General features: G+C 71.3%; 14 protein-coding genes. 9 read left to right on the top strand and 5 right to left on the bottom strand.

The features are described 5' to 3' along the window. Positions 1-74: 74 nt before the first annotated feature. The gene (locus ACFWP5_RS47205) at positions 75-1340 is read right to left on the bottom strand and encodes a S8 family serine peptidase (RefSeq protein ID WP_384171838.1); all 1266 of its coding nucleotides are present in this window, start codon (positions 1338-1340) and stop codon (positions 75-77) included. Beyond that, positions 1337-4681, bottom strand: a complete 3345-nt coding sequence (locus ACFWP5_RS47200) for a right-handed parallel beta-helix repeat-containing protein (protein ID WP_384171835.1) — start codon at positions 4679-4681, stop codon at positions 1337-1339. The genes ACFWP5_RS47205 and ACFWP5_RS47200 overlap by 4 nt, the downstream gene beginning before the upstream one ends. Before the next feature lie 310 nt (positions 4682-4991). Here ACFWP5_RS47200 and ACFWP5_RS47195 point away from each other — a divergent pair, with 310 nt between their 5' ends. Continuing rightward, positions 4992-6191, top strand: coding sequence for a hypothetical protein (locus ACFWP5_RS47195; RefSeq protein WP_384171830.1), 1200 nt, complete (start codon positions 4992-4994; stop codon positions 6189-6191). An 86-nt stretch (positions 6192-6277) separates the two neighbouring features. Here ACFWP5_RS47195 and ACFWP5_RS47190 read toward each other — a convergent pair whose 3' ends face one another. Continuing rightward, positions 6278-6709, bottom strand: coding sequence for a DUF6299 family protein (locus ACFWP5_RS47190; protein ID WP_384171827.1), 432 nt, complete (start codon positions 6707-6709; stop codon positions 6278-6280). 286 nt (positions 6710-6995) lie between these two features. On the opposite strand from ACFWP5_RS47190, the gene ACFWP5_RS47185 reads away from it, so the two are divergent. From ACFWP5_RS47185 to ACFWP5_RS47160, 6 genes are all read left to right on the top strand, one after another. Next, entirely contained in the window at positions 6996-7190 is a 195-nt protein-coding gene (locus ACFWP5_RS47185; RefSeq protein WP_384171824.1) for a DUF5999 family protein, read from the top strand. A 134-nt stretch (positions 7191-7324) separates the two neighbouring features. Next, complete coding sequence (locus ACFWP5_RS47180; RefSeq protein WP_384171821.1) at positions 7325-8137, top strand: PaaX family transcriptional regulator C-terminal domain-containing protein; 813 nt, start codon at positions 7325-7327, stop codon at positions 8135-8137. Positions 8138-8306: 169 nt separating this feature from the next. Then, complete coding sequence (gene cysC, locus ACFWP5_RS47175) at positions 8307-8858, top strand: adenylyl-sulfate kinase (protein ID WP_384171817.1); 552 nt, start codon at positions 8307-8309, stop codon at positions 8856-8858. Further along, positions 8855-9775 carry a sulfate adenylyltransferase subunit CysD gene (gene cysD, locus ACFWP5_RS47170; RefSeq protein ID WP_384171814.1) on the top strand — a complete coding sequence of 307 codons (921 nt, stop codon included), beginning with the start codon at positions 8855-8857 and terminating at the stop codon, positions 9773-9775. Before cysC ends, cysD begins: the two co-directional genes overlap by 4 nt. A gap of 2 nt (positions 9776-9777) precedes the next feature. Next, positions 9778-10989 carry a sulfate adenylyltransferase subunit 1 gene (locus ACFWP5_RS47165; RefSeq protein ID WP_384171811.1) on the top strand — a complete coding sequence of 404 codons (1212 nt, stop codon included), beginning with the start codon at positions 9778-9780 and terminating at the stop codon, positions 10987-10989. Positions 10990-11249: 260 nt separating this feature from the next. Beyond that, positions 11250-11705, top strand: coding sequence for an ATP-binding protein (locus ACFWP5_RS47160; protein WP_384171808.1), 456 nt, complete (start codon positions 11250-11252; stop codon positions 11703-11705). A gap of 23 nt (positions 11706-11728) precedes the next feature. Here ACFWP5_RS47160 and argF read toward each other — a convergent pair whose 3' ends face one another. Both argF and ACFWP5_RS47150 read right to left on the bottom strand, forming a co-directional pair. Then, positions 11729-12736, bottom strand: a complete 1008-nt coding sequence (argF, locus tag ACFWP5_RS47155) for an ornithine carbamoyltransferase (protein ID WP_384171805.1) — start codon at positions 12734-12736, stop codon at positions 11729-11731. Between the two features lie 110 nt (positions 12737-12846). Then, entirely contained in the window at positions 12847-14070 is a 1224-nt protein-coding gene (locus ACFWP5_RS47150) for an arginine deiminase (protein ID WP_384171801.1), read from the bottom strand. 185 nt (positions 14071-14255) lie between these two features. Between ACFWP5_RS47150 and ACFWP5_RS47145 the strand changes: the two genes are divergently transcribed. Further along, positions 14256-15302 carry an SPFH domain-containing protein gene (locus ACFWP5_RS47145; RefSeq protein ID WP_384171799.1) on the top strand — a complete coding sequence of 349 codons (1047 nt, stop codon included), beginning with the start codon at positions 14256-14258 and terminating at the stop codon, positions 15300-15302. After that, positions 15299-15978, top strand: a 680-nt coding sequence (locus ACFWP5_RS47140; protein ID WP_384171796.1) for a hypothetical protein, incomplete at its 3' end; no start/stop codon positions are given. The genes ACFWP5_RS47145 and ACFWP5_RS47140, both read left to right, overlap by 4 nt.

The following is a 15978-nucleotide window of genomic DNA, read 5'->3' as shown; positions in this document are numbered from 1 at the left end:
CGACCGGAACGGCCCCGGGCGCCTGTTGCTCCCCCGGGGCCGTTCCGTTTCACACTGTGCGTGGTCCCCGGCCGTCAGTTCTCCGAGGTCCCCTGGGCACCGGTGCCCACCGGAACCGGGCTCTCCGCGCCCTCGGGCCCGGCCGTACCCTCCGGCCGCGACGGGCGCCAGCCCAGGCGGCGGCCTCGGGGCAGGATCAGGCCCAGCCAGACCACCGCGATGATCACGGCGAGGCCCGCAGACGCGGGCCAGAGGGCGCGGCGGAGCGGTTCGGCCGCCTTGTCGGCAGGCAGGTGTACCTGGGAACCGGCATCGCCCCGGGCCGGTGCGGCGGCGCCGGCCAGGACCGAGGTGACGGCCGCGTACGGGTCGAGGCGGGGCACGTCGGCCGGGTACGCGGAGGTGCGGAGCAGGCTCGCGGTCTGCGCGGCGGTCAGTTCCGGGTGGACGGAGCGCACCAGCGCCGCCGCTCCCGCCACGTACCCGGCGGCCAGTGACGCCCCGGAGCCGATGTAGTGGCCGGCCTTCTTCGGGCCGATGCCGACAACTCCGTCACCGGGAGCGGCAATTGCGGCACTGGACGTCGTGTACGCGCCGGTCGGCCGCTTGCCGGAGACGTCGACGTCGAGGACGGAGAGCACACCGTCGTCGGCGGCCGGATAGTAGTCGCGGGCGGGCGGACTGTCCGTCGCCGAACCGGCGGTCGACGGCGTGTCCGGTACGGCGGCGGCGACCACCAGGACGTCCTTCTTCGCGGCGAGCGCGACCGCCGACCGCAGCGCGGCGGTGTCGCCGCCGAGCGCCGCCGACACGGTCACCACCTTGGCGCCGCCGTCCACGGCGGCCCGGATGCCGTCCGCGACCTTCCCGGCGGTGACCGCCCCGCGCGCGTCGCTGCCGCGCACCGCGAGGATGCGCGCCTGCTGCGCCACACCCGCGAACCGCACACCGTCCTCTACGGCGGCGCCGACCAGCCCGGCCACGAAGGTGCCGTGGCCCACGCAGTCGGTCCCGGCGTCACCGACCGCCGTGACCCGGCCCTTCAGGGCGGGTGCGGAGGACGAGACCCCGGTGTCGACCACGCCGACGGTCACTCCGGTGCCCGAAGCGAACGGCCAGGTCCGGCTGAGCTGGAGCGAGACCTGTTCCCACGGCACGTCGGTGGCGCGCCGGTCCGAGCCCGCCGCACACGCGGTATCGGCGTTCAACCGTGAGGCCAGCACGGGGAGTTGGACCGTGCTTCCCGCCGCCGACGCGGATCCGGCGCCGACGGCGCTCGCGGCGGCCGTCAGCAGCAGTGCCAGACCGGCGGCGAAGGCCTTGTTGGGTGTCGTCGTCATGCCCGGGCCGCCCCGCTGGAGGTGGGAGAGGTGGCCGTCGGGTCGGCGAGGTCCTCCGGGAGGAGCAGTCGCAGGTCGTCGAGGCTGGGGACGGCCAGTCTGCTGAGCCGGCCCGCCTGCCGGGTCATCATCCGCTCCAGGATCTGGCGGGCGGTGCGCGCGTTGCCGAAGGACCGGTCGCGGGGCAGCGTGTCGAAGTACTGCCGCAACACGGGCCCGAGTCCGGCCGCGCACTCGTACCCGAGCTGTACGGCGTGCTCGCGGACGATGGTGACCAGTTCGTCGGAGGAGTAGTCGGCGAACTCGACGCGGCGCGAGAACCGGGATGAGAGGCCCGGGTTGGAGGCGAGGAAGTTCTCCATCTCCTGCGTGTAGCCGGCGACGATGACGACCACCTTGTCGCGGTGGTCCTCCATCAGCTTCAACAGGGTGTCCACGGCCTCCCGGCCGAAGTCGGAGCCGGACGCCTCACGCGGGGTGAGGGTGTACGCCTCGTCGACGAACAGCACGCCGCCCAGGGCGCGTTCGAAGACCTCGCGGGTCAACTGCGCGGTGTGGCCCACGTATCGGCCGACGAGGTCGGCGCGGGACACCTCGACGAGCTGGCCGCGCGGCAACACGCCCAGGGAGGCGAGGAGTTCGCCGTAGAGACGGGCCACGGTGGTCTTGCCGGTGCCGGGCGGGCCGGTGAAGACGAGGTGGTGGCTGAGCCGGGGCACCGGGAGTCCGGCGGCCTCGCGCTGCTTGGCCGTCGACACCAGGTTGACGAGGTCGGTGACGTCCCGCTTCACCGCGTGGAGTCCGACCAGCGCGTCCAGCCTGCTCAGCGCGTCGTCGCCGGGGTCGGCGGTGTTCGGCCCGTCGGCGGCGGTGCGTGCCGCCTCCTCGCTGATGTCCTGCGGCAGCAGCAGGGAGAGGTCCTGCTCGGTGACGTCGGTGAGCGCGGACAGCCGTACGGCCTGCCGGTCCACCATCTCCTCGAACACCTGCCGTGCGGCACGGCCGTTGCCGAAGCCGGCGTCCTTCGGCAGCCGTTCGAAGTGCACCGCGAGGGCGTGTCGCGTCTCGTCGGCGAGCGCGTACTGGTGGCGTACGCACATGCTCTCCATGATCTCCACCAGCTCCGGCACCGAGTAGTTCTCGAACTCGACGGTCCGTGAGAAACGGGACGCCAGACCGGGGTTGGAGCCGAGGAAGCTGCGCATCTCGTCGGAGTAGCCCGCCGCCACGACCACCACGTCGTCGCGGTGGTCCTCCATCAGCTTCAGCAGGGTGTCGACCGCCTCGCGCCCGAAGTCCGCCCCGGAACCACGGGAGTCGGCGGTGAGGGTGTACGCCTCGTCGACGAACAGGACGCCGCCCAGGGCCCGTTCGAAGGCCTCCGTGGTCTTGATGGCCGTACCGCCGATGACCTGGGCGACGAGGTCGGCGCGGGAGACCTCGACGAGGTGTCCGGAGCGCAGGGCGCCCAGCTCGGCGAGGATCGTGCCGTAGAGGCGGGCGACGGTGGTCTTGCCGGTGCCGGGCGGGCCGGCGAAGACCAGGTGGCGGCCCATCGGCGGGGCGGACATGCCGAGTTGGGCGCGGCGTGCGGCGAGCTGGGTGAGGTTGACGAGGGTGCGGACCTGTTCCTTGACGTTGTCGAGGCCGATGAGGCTCTCCAGCGCGGCCATCGGTCCGTCGGGGCGTCCGGGGCCGTCCGAGGCGGACACGGTGCCCGCCGGGTCGGTGCCCTCGGCCTCGCCGAAGCCCCAGGCGTCGCGGGACTCGTTGCCGGTGCTGGTGAGGTTCTCCACCGCCAGCCGGCCGCCGGCCCTGGCCTGTACGAGTCCGCCGCCCTTGTTGTCGCGGACCGTGCAGCCCACCACGGACACCGGCGCTTCGGACTCGACGCGGATGCCGTCGCGTTCGTTGCCCGCCGCCTCGCAGCCGTTCAGGGAGGCCCGGCCGCCGTCGCGGACCAGGAAGCCGTGCTCGGCGGCGGCAGCGGTCCGTACCCGGTTCGCCGTCAACTCGCCGCCGGTGTCCACGAGTACACCGCAGCCGCCGGCCGAGACCAGCTCGCCGTCGCGCAGCGCGGCCGTGCCCTCGCCGCCGATCTCCAGACCGGCGCCGCCGGGGTTGTTGACCCGGAAGCCCGCGAGATAGACGTTGCCGCCCGCCGCGACCTCCGCGCCCGCGCCGCCCGGTGCCTCGACCGTGCAGTCCTCCACCCGGCCGCGCCCGCCGTCGCGCACCGACACACCGCAGCCGCCGGCCCCGGTGATCCGGGCGCGCCGCACCAGCGGGTTGGCGTTGCCGCGGATCACCACACCGGCGCCCTTGACGTCGATGATCTCCACGCGCTCCAGCTCGGCCGCCGAGTCCTCTTCGAGGAGTACGCCGTCACTCTCGCCGTCCCGGACGGTCAGCGAGGTCAGCGTGGGCGAGGAGGCCCCGGCCACCCGCAGCGCCGCCGTCTGGGCACCGGTCAGCCAGCAGTCCTCGTACGTGCCGCGCGAACGGTCCGTCACCAGCAGGCCGTTGCCCGTGGTGCGGGCGGTGCGGCAGCGGCGCAGCACCGGGTCGCTGCCGTGCGAGACGATGATGCCGGGCCCGCTGCTGCCGGTGACCCGCACCTCCTCCAGCTCGCAGCGGGCGGTGCTGGTCACATGCACACCGATCGAGGTGTCGCGGACCACGGTCCGCAGCACCCGCACCGCGCTGCGCTCCTCAAGTGCCAGCGACGGCTTGTCCGTTGAGGCCAGGTCACAGTCCTCGATGGAGCCCTGGGCGTCGCCGTTGGCGAGCACGCCGTTGCCGCGCGCGTCGCGCACCGTGCAGCCGCGCAGGGTGGCCCGGCCGCGCTCGCCGATCACCACCCCGCTGGTGCCGAAGTGTTCGAGGGTGCAGGACTCCAGCGAACTCTCCGTCGGCGAGGTGACCACGACACCGGCGCCGGTACGGTTGGACACCCGGCACTCACGCATCGCCAGCGAACCGGAGTTGCGCGCCAGTACGGTCGTCCACGAGGCGCCGGACAGATCACAGCCCTGCATCGCGACCTGCCCGTGCGAGGCGTCCACGGCCGGATGTTCCTCGTCCTGGCCCTGCACCACCAGGTCGGTCAGCATCACCGCGTCCACGCGCAGCGAGATCACGGTGCCCTTGCGCGGTGCCAACCGGACGGTGCCGCGCGCCTGTTCGGCGACGATGGTGACCCGGGTGGTGACGACGAGGTTCTCCTCGTACGTCCCCGGGCGCACACTCAGCACCGCGCCTCCGCGCGCCCTGGCCAGGGCCTCTCCGATCGTCCGGGCGTCCCCGGTGCCCTCCGGACAGACCGTCAGTACCTGGCGCACTCAGCTGACCTCCTCGTGTCGGCACCTGTCGGTTGCGGCAACCCCATCATGCCGTCCCCGCACGCGCGTTCCCACTCCGGTCCGGTCCGCGGAACGTCCGGAGCGCGGGCGCGCGGTGCGGCACAACAGTGCCGTACGGCGAATTATGGGCTGTTGCGCAACAGCCGGACCAGCGCCGGGGCTTGTCCGTGACGATTGTTAACTCCGGTGAAAGGAACCGCCGTTGGCGCATGCGCGTGAAGGGACGTGAATAGGATTGCGCACACAGACGTACGACGAACTGCTGGGCGAATGAGAGCGGACAGGGCGGATGACAGACCGAACCGGACCGGCCGCGCGGAAAACGGCGGCAGAGAACGCGGCGGAGAACTCCGTGACGGGCGCCTCGACATCGGCGGCGGCGTCCGCCGGGGAAACCGTCACCGCATCGACCCCGGCAACAGGTGAACCGGCGGCGAGTACGGCGGGCGAGGCATCCAAGTCCCGTTCAGAGGCTGCCGGTTCCCCCGGGGCCGTCTCCGCGGAGTCCGTCGCGGCGGAACTCTCGGCGGAATCGGTCGCAGCGGAGCTGAGTCGTCCCACGACCTCGGCGGCGGAGGCCGAAGCGCTCGCCGCTGGCGGCCGTACGCCGGAAGAACCCGCCGGGCCGACCGGCCCGGAATCCGCTGCCGCCGCCCGATCGGCGCGGCAGGAAGCCGAGGCCGAGGCCCCCGCCGGGGCGCTGGCCGCGAGCGTGCCCGAGGGCGACGGACCCACCCCCGGAGACACGGCGGCCGCGTCCGTCGGCCGCCCGGGCCGCCCGCTGCTGGCCGGTGCGGCGGTGCTCGGCGCGCTGCTGATCGCCGTACCGGGGCTGCTGATGAGCCGGGACCGGACGCCGGAGAGCCACGATCGTGTGGTCGCCGACCAGGCGGGCACCATTCTCGGCGACGGCGCGACGCAGGGCGCCGGGGCATACGCCTCGGACAGCCCTTCCGCTCCCACCCCGCACACCACGTCGAAGGCCGCGCACCACACGTCTCCGGCCAAGACGACCGGCGCGCGGCCGGTGAGCGAGCCGACGACGGTCAAGACGAAGAAGCCGGCCGCGGCGGCGAAGCCGACGAAGAAGTCCACGACGACCAAGTCCGGGACGAAGTCGAGCTCCACCACCACGTCCACCTCCAAGTCCAGCTATCCGTCGGACATCCTCGTCACGGCCACCCGGGTGCTGAAGGCCGGCCAGTCCATCAACGCGAAGAAGGCCCGGCTGCGCATGCAGACCGACGGCAACTTCGTCCTCTACGACGAGGACAACAAGGCCCGTTGGGCGACCATGACCTTCGGTTCGAACTACCACGCGGTCTTCCAGGCGGACGGCAACCTCGTCGTCTACACCTCCGACAACCACGCCGTCTGGGCCAGCCAGACCGTCGGCCACAACGGCTCGATCCTCCGGCTCCAGGGCGACGGCAACATGGTGATCTACTCCGGCTCGACCCCGATCTGGGCGAGCAACACCCAGCACTGACGGACCTGAACTCCCTCCGGCCCGGCCCCACTTGGGGCCGGGCCGGAGTCGTGTGGCGGACTTCAAGGTGCGGAGACGCCGCGGGCTCAGCTCTCGGTCAGGGTGATGTCCTGTCGCTGTACCGCGTGGAAGCGCGGCAGGGGCAGGCCGCCCCCGGAGGAGAGTTCCATCACCGTGGCCTCGACCTGGGCCGCGCCGGAGGTGAGCGGGTCGGACGACGGCTTGCCGGAGTTCTCCCAGGTGTGCTCCGTGCCGTCGCAGACCGCGCGGGTGCCGCCGATGCCGTGCCGGACCGAGGGGTCGCCCTGCATGACGGAGGAACTGACAAAGACGGCACCGGAGTTGCCGAGACAGCGGTAGGTGCCGGAGAGGGTGACGGTGCCGTCCGGGGCGATACGGCCCGTGGGGTCGACCGTCACCGTCTCGTACGGGTCGGCGGACGCGGTCGCGGCGGGGGCGGCGGCCAGCAGGAGCAGCGCGGCACCGGCCGCCGTACCGAGGACGGAACGCAGGGACATGGGAATACCTCCTGGAGTTGGGGCCTCCACTGGTACCGGTCGAGCGCCCCGACTCCCGTGACCCTCACTCCTTCGGTGGCGAGTCCGACCCGGCCGCCGCGATCGGCACTCCTTCGGTGCCGAGTCCGCACCGACCGTCGTGGAACCGTCCGAGTGTTGTCCGCGTGTTGTCACGCTTCACAGCGGGCGGTTCCGATGAGTTCGCGGCGGGAGGATGGTCTGTATATGCGATGCGGGGCGGTGACGGAGCCGCCGGAACGGATCGCATCCGACGTGGAGGTACGCCATGTGTTCCCACCAGTCCTCGTGCCCCGTGACCGACACCCGCACCCCGCACATCGTCTCCGCCCACCCCGAGCAGGGCTGGACGCTGCTGTGCGACGGCGCGATCGTCTTCGACGACACGGGCGCCCTGCTGCCCGACGGCCGGATCGTCGCCCCGCACCGGGTACCGGCGGACCAACTCGCCGTCGCCGCCTGACCGTTCCGATCTCCCGCAGTACGGCGGGACCGTCGGGCCCGGCCCACGGCGCCCCCTCCCTCGTGGCGCCCCTCGGACCGTAGAGGTTCAGGTTGCGCACCCGAGGTGACCAGCAGCGATGCCGTCGGCCTAAGATGATCAACGTGTCCGACCAGCATGCTCCACGGTCTCTCATCGTCACGCTCTACGGCGCGTACGGCCGCTTCGTGCCCGGCCCGGTTCCGGTCGCGGAACTGATCCGGCTCCTGGCCGCGGCCGGCGTCGACGCGCCCTCTGTGCGCTCGTCGGTGTCCCGCCTCAAACGGCGCGGGCTGCTCCTGCCCGCCCGTACGGCACAGGGCGCCGCCGGGTACGAACTCTCGCCCGAGGCGCGGCAGTTGCTCGACGACGGCGACCGACGCGTCTACGCGACCACGCCCCCGGAGGACGAGGGCTGGGTGCTCGCGGTGTTCTCCGTACCCGAGTCGGAGCGGCAGAAGCGGCACGTCCTGCGCTCCCGGCTGGCCGGACTCGGCTTCGGCACCGCCGCCCCGGGGGTGTGGATCGCGCCCGCCCGCCTGTACGAGGAGACCCGGCACATCCTCCAGCGGCTGCGGCTCGACCCGTACGTCGACTTCTTCCGCGGTGAGCACCTCGGCTTCGCGGCGACCGCCGAGGCCGTGGCCCGCTGGTGGGACCTGCCGGCGATCGCCGCACAGCACCAGGCGTTCCTCGACCGCCACGCGCCCGTGCTGCACGACTGGGAGCGGCGCGCGGACACCCCGCCCGAGGACGCCTACCGCGACTACCTCCGCGCCCTGGACTCCTGGCGCCATCTCCCCTACGTCGACCCCGGACTGCCCGCGAGCCTGCTCCCCCGGGGCTGGCCGGGCGTCCGCTCGGCGGAGGTGTTCCGCGCGCTGCACGAGCGGCTGCGGGACGCGGGGGCGACGTTCGCGGGCGTGTGACGGCAGTGGCCGTAGCGGCCGATTATGAACAGTTCATGGCGAAGGCCCGTGACCTCTTGCGCACCATCAGTCACTCAGCTAAACCTCAGGCTCCTTAGCAGGTCCTCTCAGAGTTCTTACCTAGCCTTCGACGACGCCGCTCGTCGGGTAAGAAAGAGGACTGTTGCGCATGACCACCACGGCAAGGGCTCAGGGAGCCACCGTCTGGCTCACCGGACTGCCGAGTGCGGGTAAGACGACGATCGCCCAGTATCTCGGGGAGCGGCTGAAAGCCGAGGGACATCGCGTGGAGGTCCTCGACGGCGACGAGGTACGCCGTTTCCTCTCGGCCGGCCTCGGCTTCTCCCGCGAGGACCGCAACACCAACGTGCAGCGCATCGGCCTCGTCTCCGAGGTGCTCGCGCGCAACGGCGTGCTCTCCGTCGTCCCGGTCATCGCGCCGTACGCCGACAGCCGCGAGGCCGTCCGCAAGCGGCACGAGGCGAGCGGGACGCCGTACATCGAGGTGCATGTCGCGACCCCCGTCGAGGTGTGCAGCGAGCGCGACGTCAAGGGCCTCTACGCCCGCCAGGCCGCGGGTCACCTCACCGGCCTGACCGGCGTCGACGACCCGTACGAACCGCCCACGGACCCGGCGCTCACCCTGCCGACGCAAGTCCAGAGTCCGCGGGAGTCGGCGGACGCGGTGTACGCGGTGCTGTCCGAGCGGGGGCTGGTGTGAGCGCGGTGACGACCACGGAAGCCTTCACGCTCTCTCACCTGGACGCTCTTGAGTCCGAGGCGGTGCACATCTTCCGTGAGGTGGCGGGTGAGTTCGAGCGGCCGGTGATCCTCTTCTCCGGCGGCAAGGACTCCATCGTCATGCTGCACCTCGCGCTGAAGGCGTTCGCGCCCGCGCCGGTGCCGTTCTCGCTGTTGCATGTGGACACCGGACACAACTTCCCCGAGGTCCTTGAGTACCGGGACCGTGTGGTAGCCGCACATGGGCTGCGGCTCCATGTGGCCTCCGTACAGGACTACATCGACCGCGGTGTGCTGCGCGAACGCCCCGACGGGACCCGGAATCCCCTGCAGACCGTGCCGCTCACCGAGAAGATCCAGAGCGAGAAGTTCGACGCGGTCTTCGGTGGCGGTCGTAGGGACGAGGAGAAGGCGCGCGCCAAGGAGCGGGTGTTCAGCCTTCGCGACGAGTTCTCGCAATGGGATCCCCGTCGTCAGCGGCCCGAGCTGTGGAATCTGTACAACGGCCGGCACGCACCCGGTGAACACGTCCGCGTCTTCCCGCTCTCCAACTGGACCGAGCTGGACGTCTGGCAGTACATCGCCCGCGAGGGCATCGAACTCCCCCAGATCTACTTCGCCCACTACCGCGAGGTGTTCGCTCGCGGCGGCATGTGGCTCACCGCCGGTGAATGGGGCGGCCCGAAGGCGGACGAGACCGTCGAGAAGCGCCAGGTGCGGTACCGGACCGTCGGTGACATGTCGTGCACCGGCGCCGTCGACTCCGACGCCGCCACGCTGGAGCAGGTCATCACCGAGATCGCCGCCTCCCGGGTCACCGAGCGCGGCGCCACACGCGCCGACGACAAGCTCTCCGAGGCCGCGATGGAAGACCGCAAGCGCGAGGGGTACTTCTAACCATGAGCACCATCACCATCGACACGCTGCGGTTCGCGACGGCCGGTTCGGTCGACGACGGCAAGTCCACCCTGGTCGGGCGGCTGTTGCACGACTCCAAGTCGGTCCTCACCGACCAACTGGAGGCCGTGGAGCGGGTGTCGGCCGACCGCGGCCAGGACGCGCCCGACCTCGCCCTCCTCACCGACGGGCTGCGCGCCGAGCGCGAGCAGGGCATCACGATCGACGTGGCGTACCGCTACTTCGCCACCCCGCGCAGGCGGTTCATCCTCGCCGACACCCCGGGCCATGTGCAGTACACCCGCAACATGGTCACCGGCGCCTCCACCGCCGAGCTGGCGATCATCCTCGTCGACGCGCGCAACGGTGTCGTGGAACAGACCCTGCGGCACGCCGCCGTGGCCGGGCTGCTCCGGGTGCCCAACGTGGTGCTGGCCGTCAACAAGATGGACCTGGTCGGCTATGAACAACGGGTGTTCGAGCGGATCGTCGAGGAATTCGCGGGCCACGCGGCCGAGTTGGGGCTGCCCTCCTTCACGCCGATCCCGGTGTCGGCGCTCGTCGGCGACAACATCGTGGACCGTTCGGCGCACATGGACTGGTACGAGGGCCCGGCCCTGCTGGAGTTCCTGGAGGACGTCCCGGTCGGCGCGGACCCGTCCGACGCCCCGGCCCGCTTCCCCGTGCAGTACGTCATCCGTGACGGCGAAGTCCGTTACTACGCCGGCCAGTTGGTGTCCGGCACGCTGCGCGTCGGTGACCGGGTGACGGTGCATCCCTCCGGTGAGACCTCCGAGATCACCGGGATCTCCGTGCTCGGCACCGAGGCCGACGCGGCGTATGCGCCCCAGTCGGTCAGCCTGCGGCTCGCCGACCAACGGGACGTGGCGCGCGGCGACATGATCACCGCCGGGGTCGACGCGCCCGCGCTCACCCAGGACGTCCGGGCCGCCGTCTGCCATCTGGCCGACCGCCCGTTGCGCGTCGGCGACCGGGTGCTGCTGCGGCACACGACCCGCACGGTCAAGGCGATCGTCAGGGACCTCGGCGGCGCGGCCGAGCTGACCGCGAACGACCTGGGCCGGATCACCCTGCGCACCGCCGAGCCGCTCGCGCTCGACGACTACGCGGTCTCCCGCCGCACGGGCGCGTTCCTCGTGATCGACCCGGCGGACGGCGCGACGCTCACGGCGGGGATGGCCGACCTGGCCTGATCTTCGACCTCCACGCCCCCAAGCCCCGTACCGGACGGAGCTTGGGGGCGTTCGCGTGCCCTCGTGAAATGACCTGTTGCCGTCGCATCCGTCACGAGTCGTCAATAGCGCGGTAACAACGGGAGCAGCTGTGAGGGAGTGTCCGTTGAACGGGGTATGCCGCTCGGTACCGGGACGAAGGTCCCGTGCGGTGCCCGCCGAGAGACTCTGACAAAAGGCGCCGTACCATTCATATAGTTGAAAGCAGGACAGCCTGCTCCATGAACGGACCCGCCTTGCAAGAACGCCCTTCCGCCTCCGCCTCCTGGCGCATCGCACTGCCGCACACCGCCGCGGCCGTGCCGGTGGCCCGCGCACTGGTCCGTACGGCTCTGTCCGAGGTCAAGCACACGGCCGACAGCGACACCGCGGAGCTGCTGACGGCGGAGCTGGTCGCGAACGCGGTGGAGCACACCGCCGGTGACGCCCCCATAGAGCTCGTGGTCGAGCTGCTGCCCACCGGCTGCCAGGTCGAGGTGCACGACACCGACCCGGAGCCGCCCGGAAGTCTGACGAAGCCCGTCACCGAGGAGCCCGACCCCTGGCAGGAGCACGGGCGCGGCCTGCTGCTGATCCGAGCCCTCAGCTCGTCGTGCGGCCACCGCCCGACCGAGTCGGGCAAGGCGGTGTGGTTCAGGCTGCCCGTCGTACCGCCGCAGTGGCACCCGGCGGGATAGCCGCCGTACGACACAAGCGCCGGTCAGGCCAGTGTCGCCACCAGAACGGCCTTGATCGTGTGCAGTCGGTTCTCCGCCTGGTCGAAGACGACCGAGTGGGCGGACTCGAAGACCTCGTCCGTGACCTCCAGCGAGTCGAGGCCGTGGGTCTCGTATATCTCGCGGCCGACCTTGGTGCCGAGGTCGTGGAAGGCCGGCAGACAGTGCAGGAACCTGACGTCCGGGTTGCCGGTGGCCCGCAGGACGTCCATGGTCACGGCGTACGGCGCGAGGGCCGTGATCCGCTCGTCCCAGACCTGCTTGGGCTCGCCCATGGAGACCCACACGTCGGTGACGACGAAATCGGCGCCCGCCACCCCCTCCTCGATCCCCTCGGTGAGCGTGATGCGCGCGCCGCTCCGCTCGGCGAGTGCGCGGGCGGCGGCGACGATCTCCTCGGCGGGCCAGTACGACTTCGGGGCGACGATCCGTACGTCCATGCCCAGCAGCGCGCCGGTGACCAGGTAGGAGTTGCCCATGTTGAAGCGGGCGTCGCCGAGGTAGGCGAAGGCGATCTGCTTGAGGGGCTTGGCGCTGTGCTCGGTCATGGTGAGCACGTCGGCGAGCATCTGGGTGGGGTGCCAGTCGTCGGTGAGCCCGTTGTAGACCGGCACTCCGGCGAACGCGCCCAGCTCTTCCACGGCCGCCTGGCTGTCCCCGCGGTACTCGATGCCGTCGAACATACGACCGAGCACCCGCGCGGTGTCCTTCACGGACTCCTTGTGCCCGATCTGCGAGCCGGACGGGTCGAGGTAGGTCGTCGAGGCCCCCTGATCGGCCGCGGCGACCTCGAACGCGCAGCGCGTGCGCGTCGAGGTCTTCTCAAAGATCAGCGCGATGTTCTTCCCCCGCAGATACCGCGTCTCGCCCCCGGCCTTCTTGGCGGCCTTCAGCTCGGCGGCCAGCTCGATCAGGCCGCGGAACTCCTCCTCGGAGAAGTCCAGCTCCTTGAGGAAGTGGCGGCCGGCAAGGGCGGTCGGGACTGTCGCCATGGGGGCGCTCCATCGGTACAGGTACAGGGACTTTTGGAATTCTATACGACCTTCGGCATTTCTATACGACCACTTGTCGCCGCCGACGCACCGCCGCGCTTCCCGTACGGCTACACGGCGTCCCGCTCGACCGGGCAGCTCATGCAGCGCGGCCCGCCCCGGCCTCGGCCCAGTTCGCTGCCGGGGATCTCGATCACCTCGATGCCCTGCTTGCGCAGATACGTGTTGGTGGTGGCGTTCCGCTCGTAGGCGACGACGACGCCGGGCTCGACGGCGAGGACGTTGCAGCCGTCGTCCCACTGCTCGCGCGCCGCGGCGTGCACGTCCTGGGTGGCGGTCAGGACGCGGATCTCGCTCAGCCCGAGGGCGGCGGCGATCGCGCGGTACATGTGCTCCGGCGGATGGTCGGTGACCTTCAACTCCTTGTCGCCGACGCCCGGTTCGATGGTGTACGACCGGAGCATGCCGAGCCCCGCGTACTGGGTGAAGGTGTCGCCGTCGACCATCGTCATCACCGTGTCGAGGTGCATGAAGGCGCGCTGCTTGGGGATGTCGAGCGCCACGATCGTCTGCGCGGACCCCTCGGCGAACAGCTTGTGCGCGAGCATCTCGACGGCCTGCGGGGTCGTCCGCTCGCTCATGCCGATGAGCACCGCGCCGTTCCCGATGACGAGCACGTCCCCGCCCTCGATGGTGGACGGGTAGTCGGCCTGCCCCTCGGACCAGACGTGGAACTTCTCCGAGCGGAAGAGCGGGTGGTGCCGGTAGATCGCCTCGAAGTGGACGGTCTCGCGCTGCCGCGCCGGCCAGCGCATGGCGTTGACGGAGACGCCGTCGTAGATCCAGGCGGAGGTGTCGCGGGTGAAGAGATGGTTGGGGAGGGGGGCGAGGAGGAAGTCGTCGAGGTCCATGACGTGGAAGCGGACGGAGGTCGGCTCCGCGTGGGCGTCCAGGAACTCCCGCTTGGTCATGCCGCCGACGAGCGCCTCGGCCAGTTCGGGTGCGGGCAGCGCCTCGAAGGCGGCACGGAGGTGGTCGGTGGCGAGGGGGCCGTACTCCTTCTCGTCGAAGACGCGGTCCAGGACGAGCGCGCGGGCCGCCGGGATCGCCAGGGACTCGGCGAGCAGGTCGCCGAAGAGGTGGACGGCGACGCCTCGGTCGCGCAGCACGTCCGCGAAGCCGTCGTGCTCGGCGCGCGCCCGGCGTACCCAGAGCACGTCGTCGAAGAGGAGGGCGTCCTTGTTGCTGGGGGTGAGCCTTTTGAGCTCCAGATCCGGCCGGTGCAGGATGACGCGGCGGAGCCGCCCGGTCTCGGAGTCGACATGGAGTGCCATGTCTCCATCCTGACCACCCGGAGCCGGGTTCACCCCCTTACTTCACATACCGCCACCACTTCACATACCGCAACTTGTTCTCGTCCCCTTGACGACAAGTGGGCCGCACGATTATCGTCTTACTGACGAGATCGATGAGGGATCTGACCGGATCCCACGGCACCGACGGGATCTGAGGGACTCTGATGGCCGACATCACCCGGCGCCTGGGCTGGCGCCACCTGCGCGGAGCTCCGACGGCGCACATCCGGCACCACCGCTCGGGCAAGCTGCTGCACGACGGGCCCGGACTCAGCTTCTGGTTCCGTGCGTTGACCGCCGCGCTCTCCGAAGTACCGGTCGACGACCGGGAGTTGGCCATGACCTTCCATGCCCGTACGTCCGACTTCCAGGACGTGGCGGTCCAGGCGACCGTCACCTACCGGATCAGCGACCCGGCCCTGGCCTCCGCACGGCTCGACTTCTCGGTCGACCCGGACACGGGCGTGTGGCGGGGATCGCCCCTTGAGCAACTCGGCACCCTGCTCACGGAGACGGCCCAGCAGCACGCGCTGGCCGTACTCGCCCGGACGCTGTTGGCGTCCGCGCTGGTCGACGGCGTGACGTCGGTACGGGAGCGGATCGCGGCGGGACTCGGCGCCGAACCGCGGCTGCCGGCCACCGGCATCGAGGTGGTCGCCGTCCGCGTGATGGCCATCCGCCCCGAGCCCGAGGTGGAGCGGGCGCTGCGCACCCCGGCACGCGAGCAGATCCAGCAGGAGGCGGACCGGGCCACCTACGAGCGCCGGGCGGTGGCCGTCGAGCGGGAGCGCGCGATCGCCGAGAACGAACTGGACAGCCAGATCGAACTCGCCCGCCGCGAGGAGCAGTTGGTCGACCAGCGCGGCACGAACACCCGCCGCGAGGCCGAGGAGCACGCGGCGGCGGACGGCGTACGGGCCGAGGCGGAGGCGACTCGTACGGTACGGCTCGCCGACGCCGAGGCGGCGCGTTCCGTACGGCTCGCCCGTGCCGAGGCCGAGGGTGCGCGCGAGGTGGGCGACGCGCGGGCGCATGCCCAGGCGGCGTGGCTGCGGGTGCACTCCGATGTGGACGTCGCGACCCTGCACGCGCTCACCGGGACGCGGCTCGCGGAGAACCTGCCGAACATCGACAGCGTCACGATCTCGCCGGACGTGCTGACCGGATTGTTCGCCAGGCTCGGTACCGGTGGCGGCGAGGCGGGCGCGTGAGTCTCGCGCCGCGGGCCGTCCTCGTCCACCGGACCACGGAGTACGAGGAGTTGGTCGCCCGGCACGGGACGCACGGCCAGGCCGCGTACTTCCTGAAGTCACGGGGCCGGGACATCGAGGAGATCGCCGAACGGCACCGCCGGACCCGGCGGGCGCTGGCCGAGGTGTCGTCGGCGATCCCCCTGACCTGGCGTCAGACACAGGTCGAGCGGGCCGACTTGGACCGGTTCCTGTTCGCGCCGGAGGACGTGGTGGTCGTGGTCGGGCCGGACGGCCTGGTCGCGAACGTCGCCAAGTACCTGTCCGGGCAACCGGTGTTGGGCTTCGACACGGACCCCGGCCGCAACCCGGGTGTCCTGGTACGGCACCGCCCGTCGGCCGCCGCCGCGCTGCTGTCCTCGGCGCACGCGGCCGGTACCGGTGTGGACGAACTCACCATGGTCGAGGCCGTCGCCGACGACACACAGCGCTTGGTCGCGCTGAACGAGATCTATCTGGGCGCCGTCGGTCATCAGACGGCCAGATACCGCCTGGGTCTGGAGGGCGACGGGGGTGTCGTCGAGGCCCAGGCGTCTTCCGGGGTGCTCGTGGGAACGGGCACCGGGGCCACTGGTTGGCTCCGGTCGGTGTGGCAGGAACGGGGCAATGGCCTCTACCAGCACAAAACCACGGACGA

The sequence above is a fragment of the Streptomyces sp. NPDC058469 genome, from assembly GCF_042721125.1.
Lineage (GTDB): Bacteria > Actinomycetota > Actinomycetes > Streptomycetales > Streptomycetaceae > Streptomyces.
This window is presented reverse-complemented; position numbering and strand designations above follow the sequence as displayed.

What these genes read in the sequence shown, in the direction of transcription:
- ACFWP5_RS47150 (WP_384171801.1), bottom strand. Translation starts at nt 14,070, where the DNA reads ATGGCACTCCATGTCGACTCCGAGACCGGGCGGCTCCGCCGCGTCATC.
- ACFWP5_RS47190 (WP_384171827.1), bottom strand. Translation starts at nt 6,709, where the DNA reads ATGTCCCTGCGTTCCGTCCTCGGTACGGCGGCCGGTGCCGCGCTGCTC.
- ACFWP5_RS47195 (WP_384171830.1), top strand. Translation starts at nt 4,992, where the DNA reads ATGACAGACCGAACCGGACCGGCCGCGCGGAAAACGGCGGCAGAGAAC.
- ACFWP5_RS47145 (WP_384171799.1), top strand. Translation starts at nt 14,256, where the DNA reads ATGGCCGACATCACCCGGCGCCTGGGCTGGCGCCACCTGCGCGGAGCT.
- ACFWP5_RS47185 (WP_384171824.1), top strand. Translation starts at nt 6,996, where the DNA reads ATGTGTTCCCACCAGTCCTCGTGCCCCGTGACCGACACCCGCACCCCG.
- ACFWP5_RS47205 (WP_384171838.1), bottom strand. Translation starts at nt 1,340, where the DNA reads ATGACGACGACACCCAACAAGGCCTTCGCCGCCGGTCTGGCACTGCTG.
- ACFWP5_RS47160 (WP_384171808.1), top strand. Translation starts at nt 11,250, where the DNA reads ATGAACGGACCCGCCTTGCAAGAACGCCCTTCCGCCTCCGCCTCCTGG.
- ACFWP5_RS47180 (WP_384171821.1), top strand. Translation starts at nt 7,325, where the DNA reads ATGATCAACGTGTCCGACCAGCATGCTCCACGGTCTCTCATCGTCACG.
- ACFWP5_RS47165 (WP_384171811.1), top strand. Translation starts at nt 9,778, where the DNA reads ATGAGCACCATCACCATCGACACGCTGCGGTTCGCGACGGCCGGTTCG.
- argF (WP_384171805.1), bottom strand. Translation starts at nt 12,736, where the DNA reads ATGGCGACAGTCCCGACCGCCCTTGCCGGCCGCCACTTCCTCAAGGAG.
- cysC (WP_384171817.1), top strand. Translation starts at nt 8,307, where the DNA reads ATGACCACCACGGCAAGGGCTCAGGGAGCCACCGTCTGGCTCACCGGA.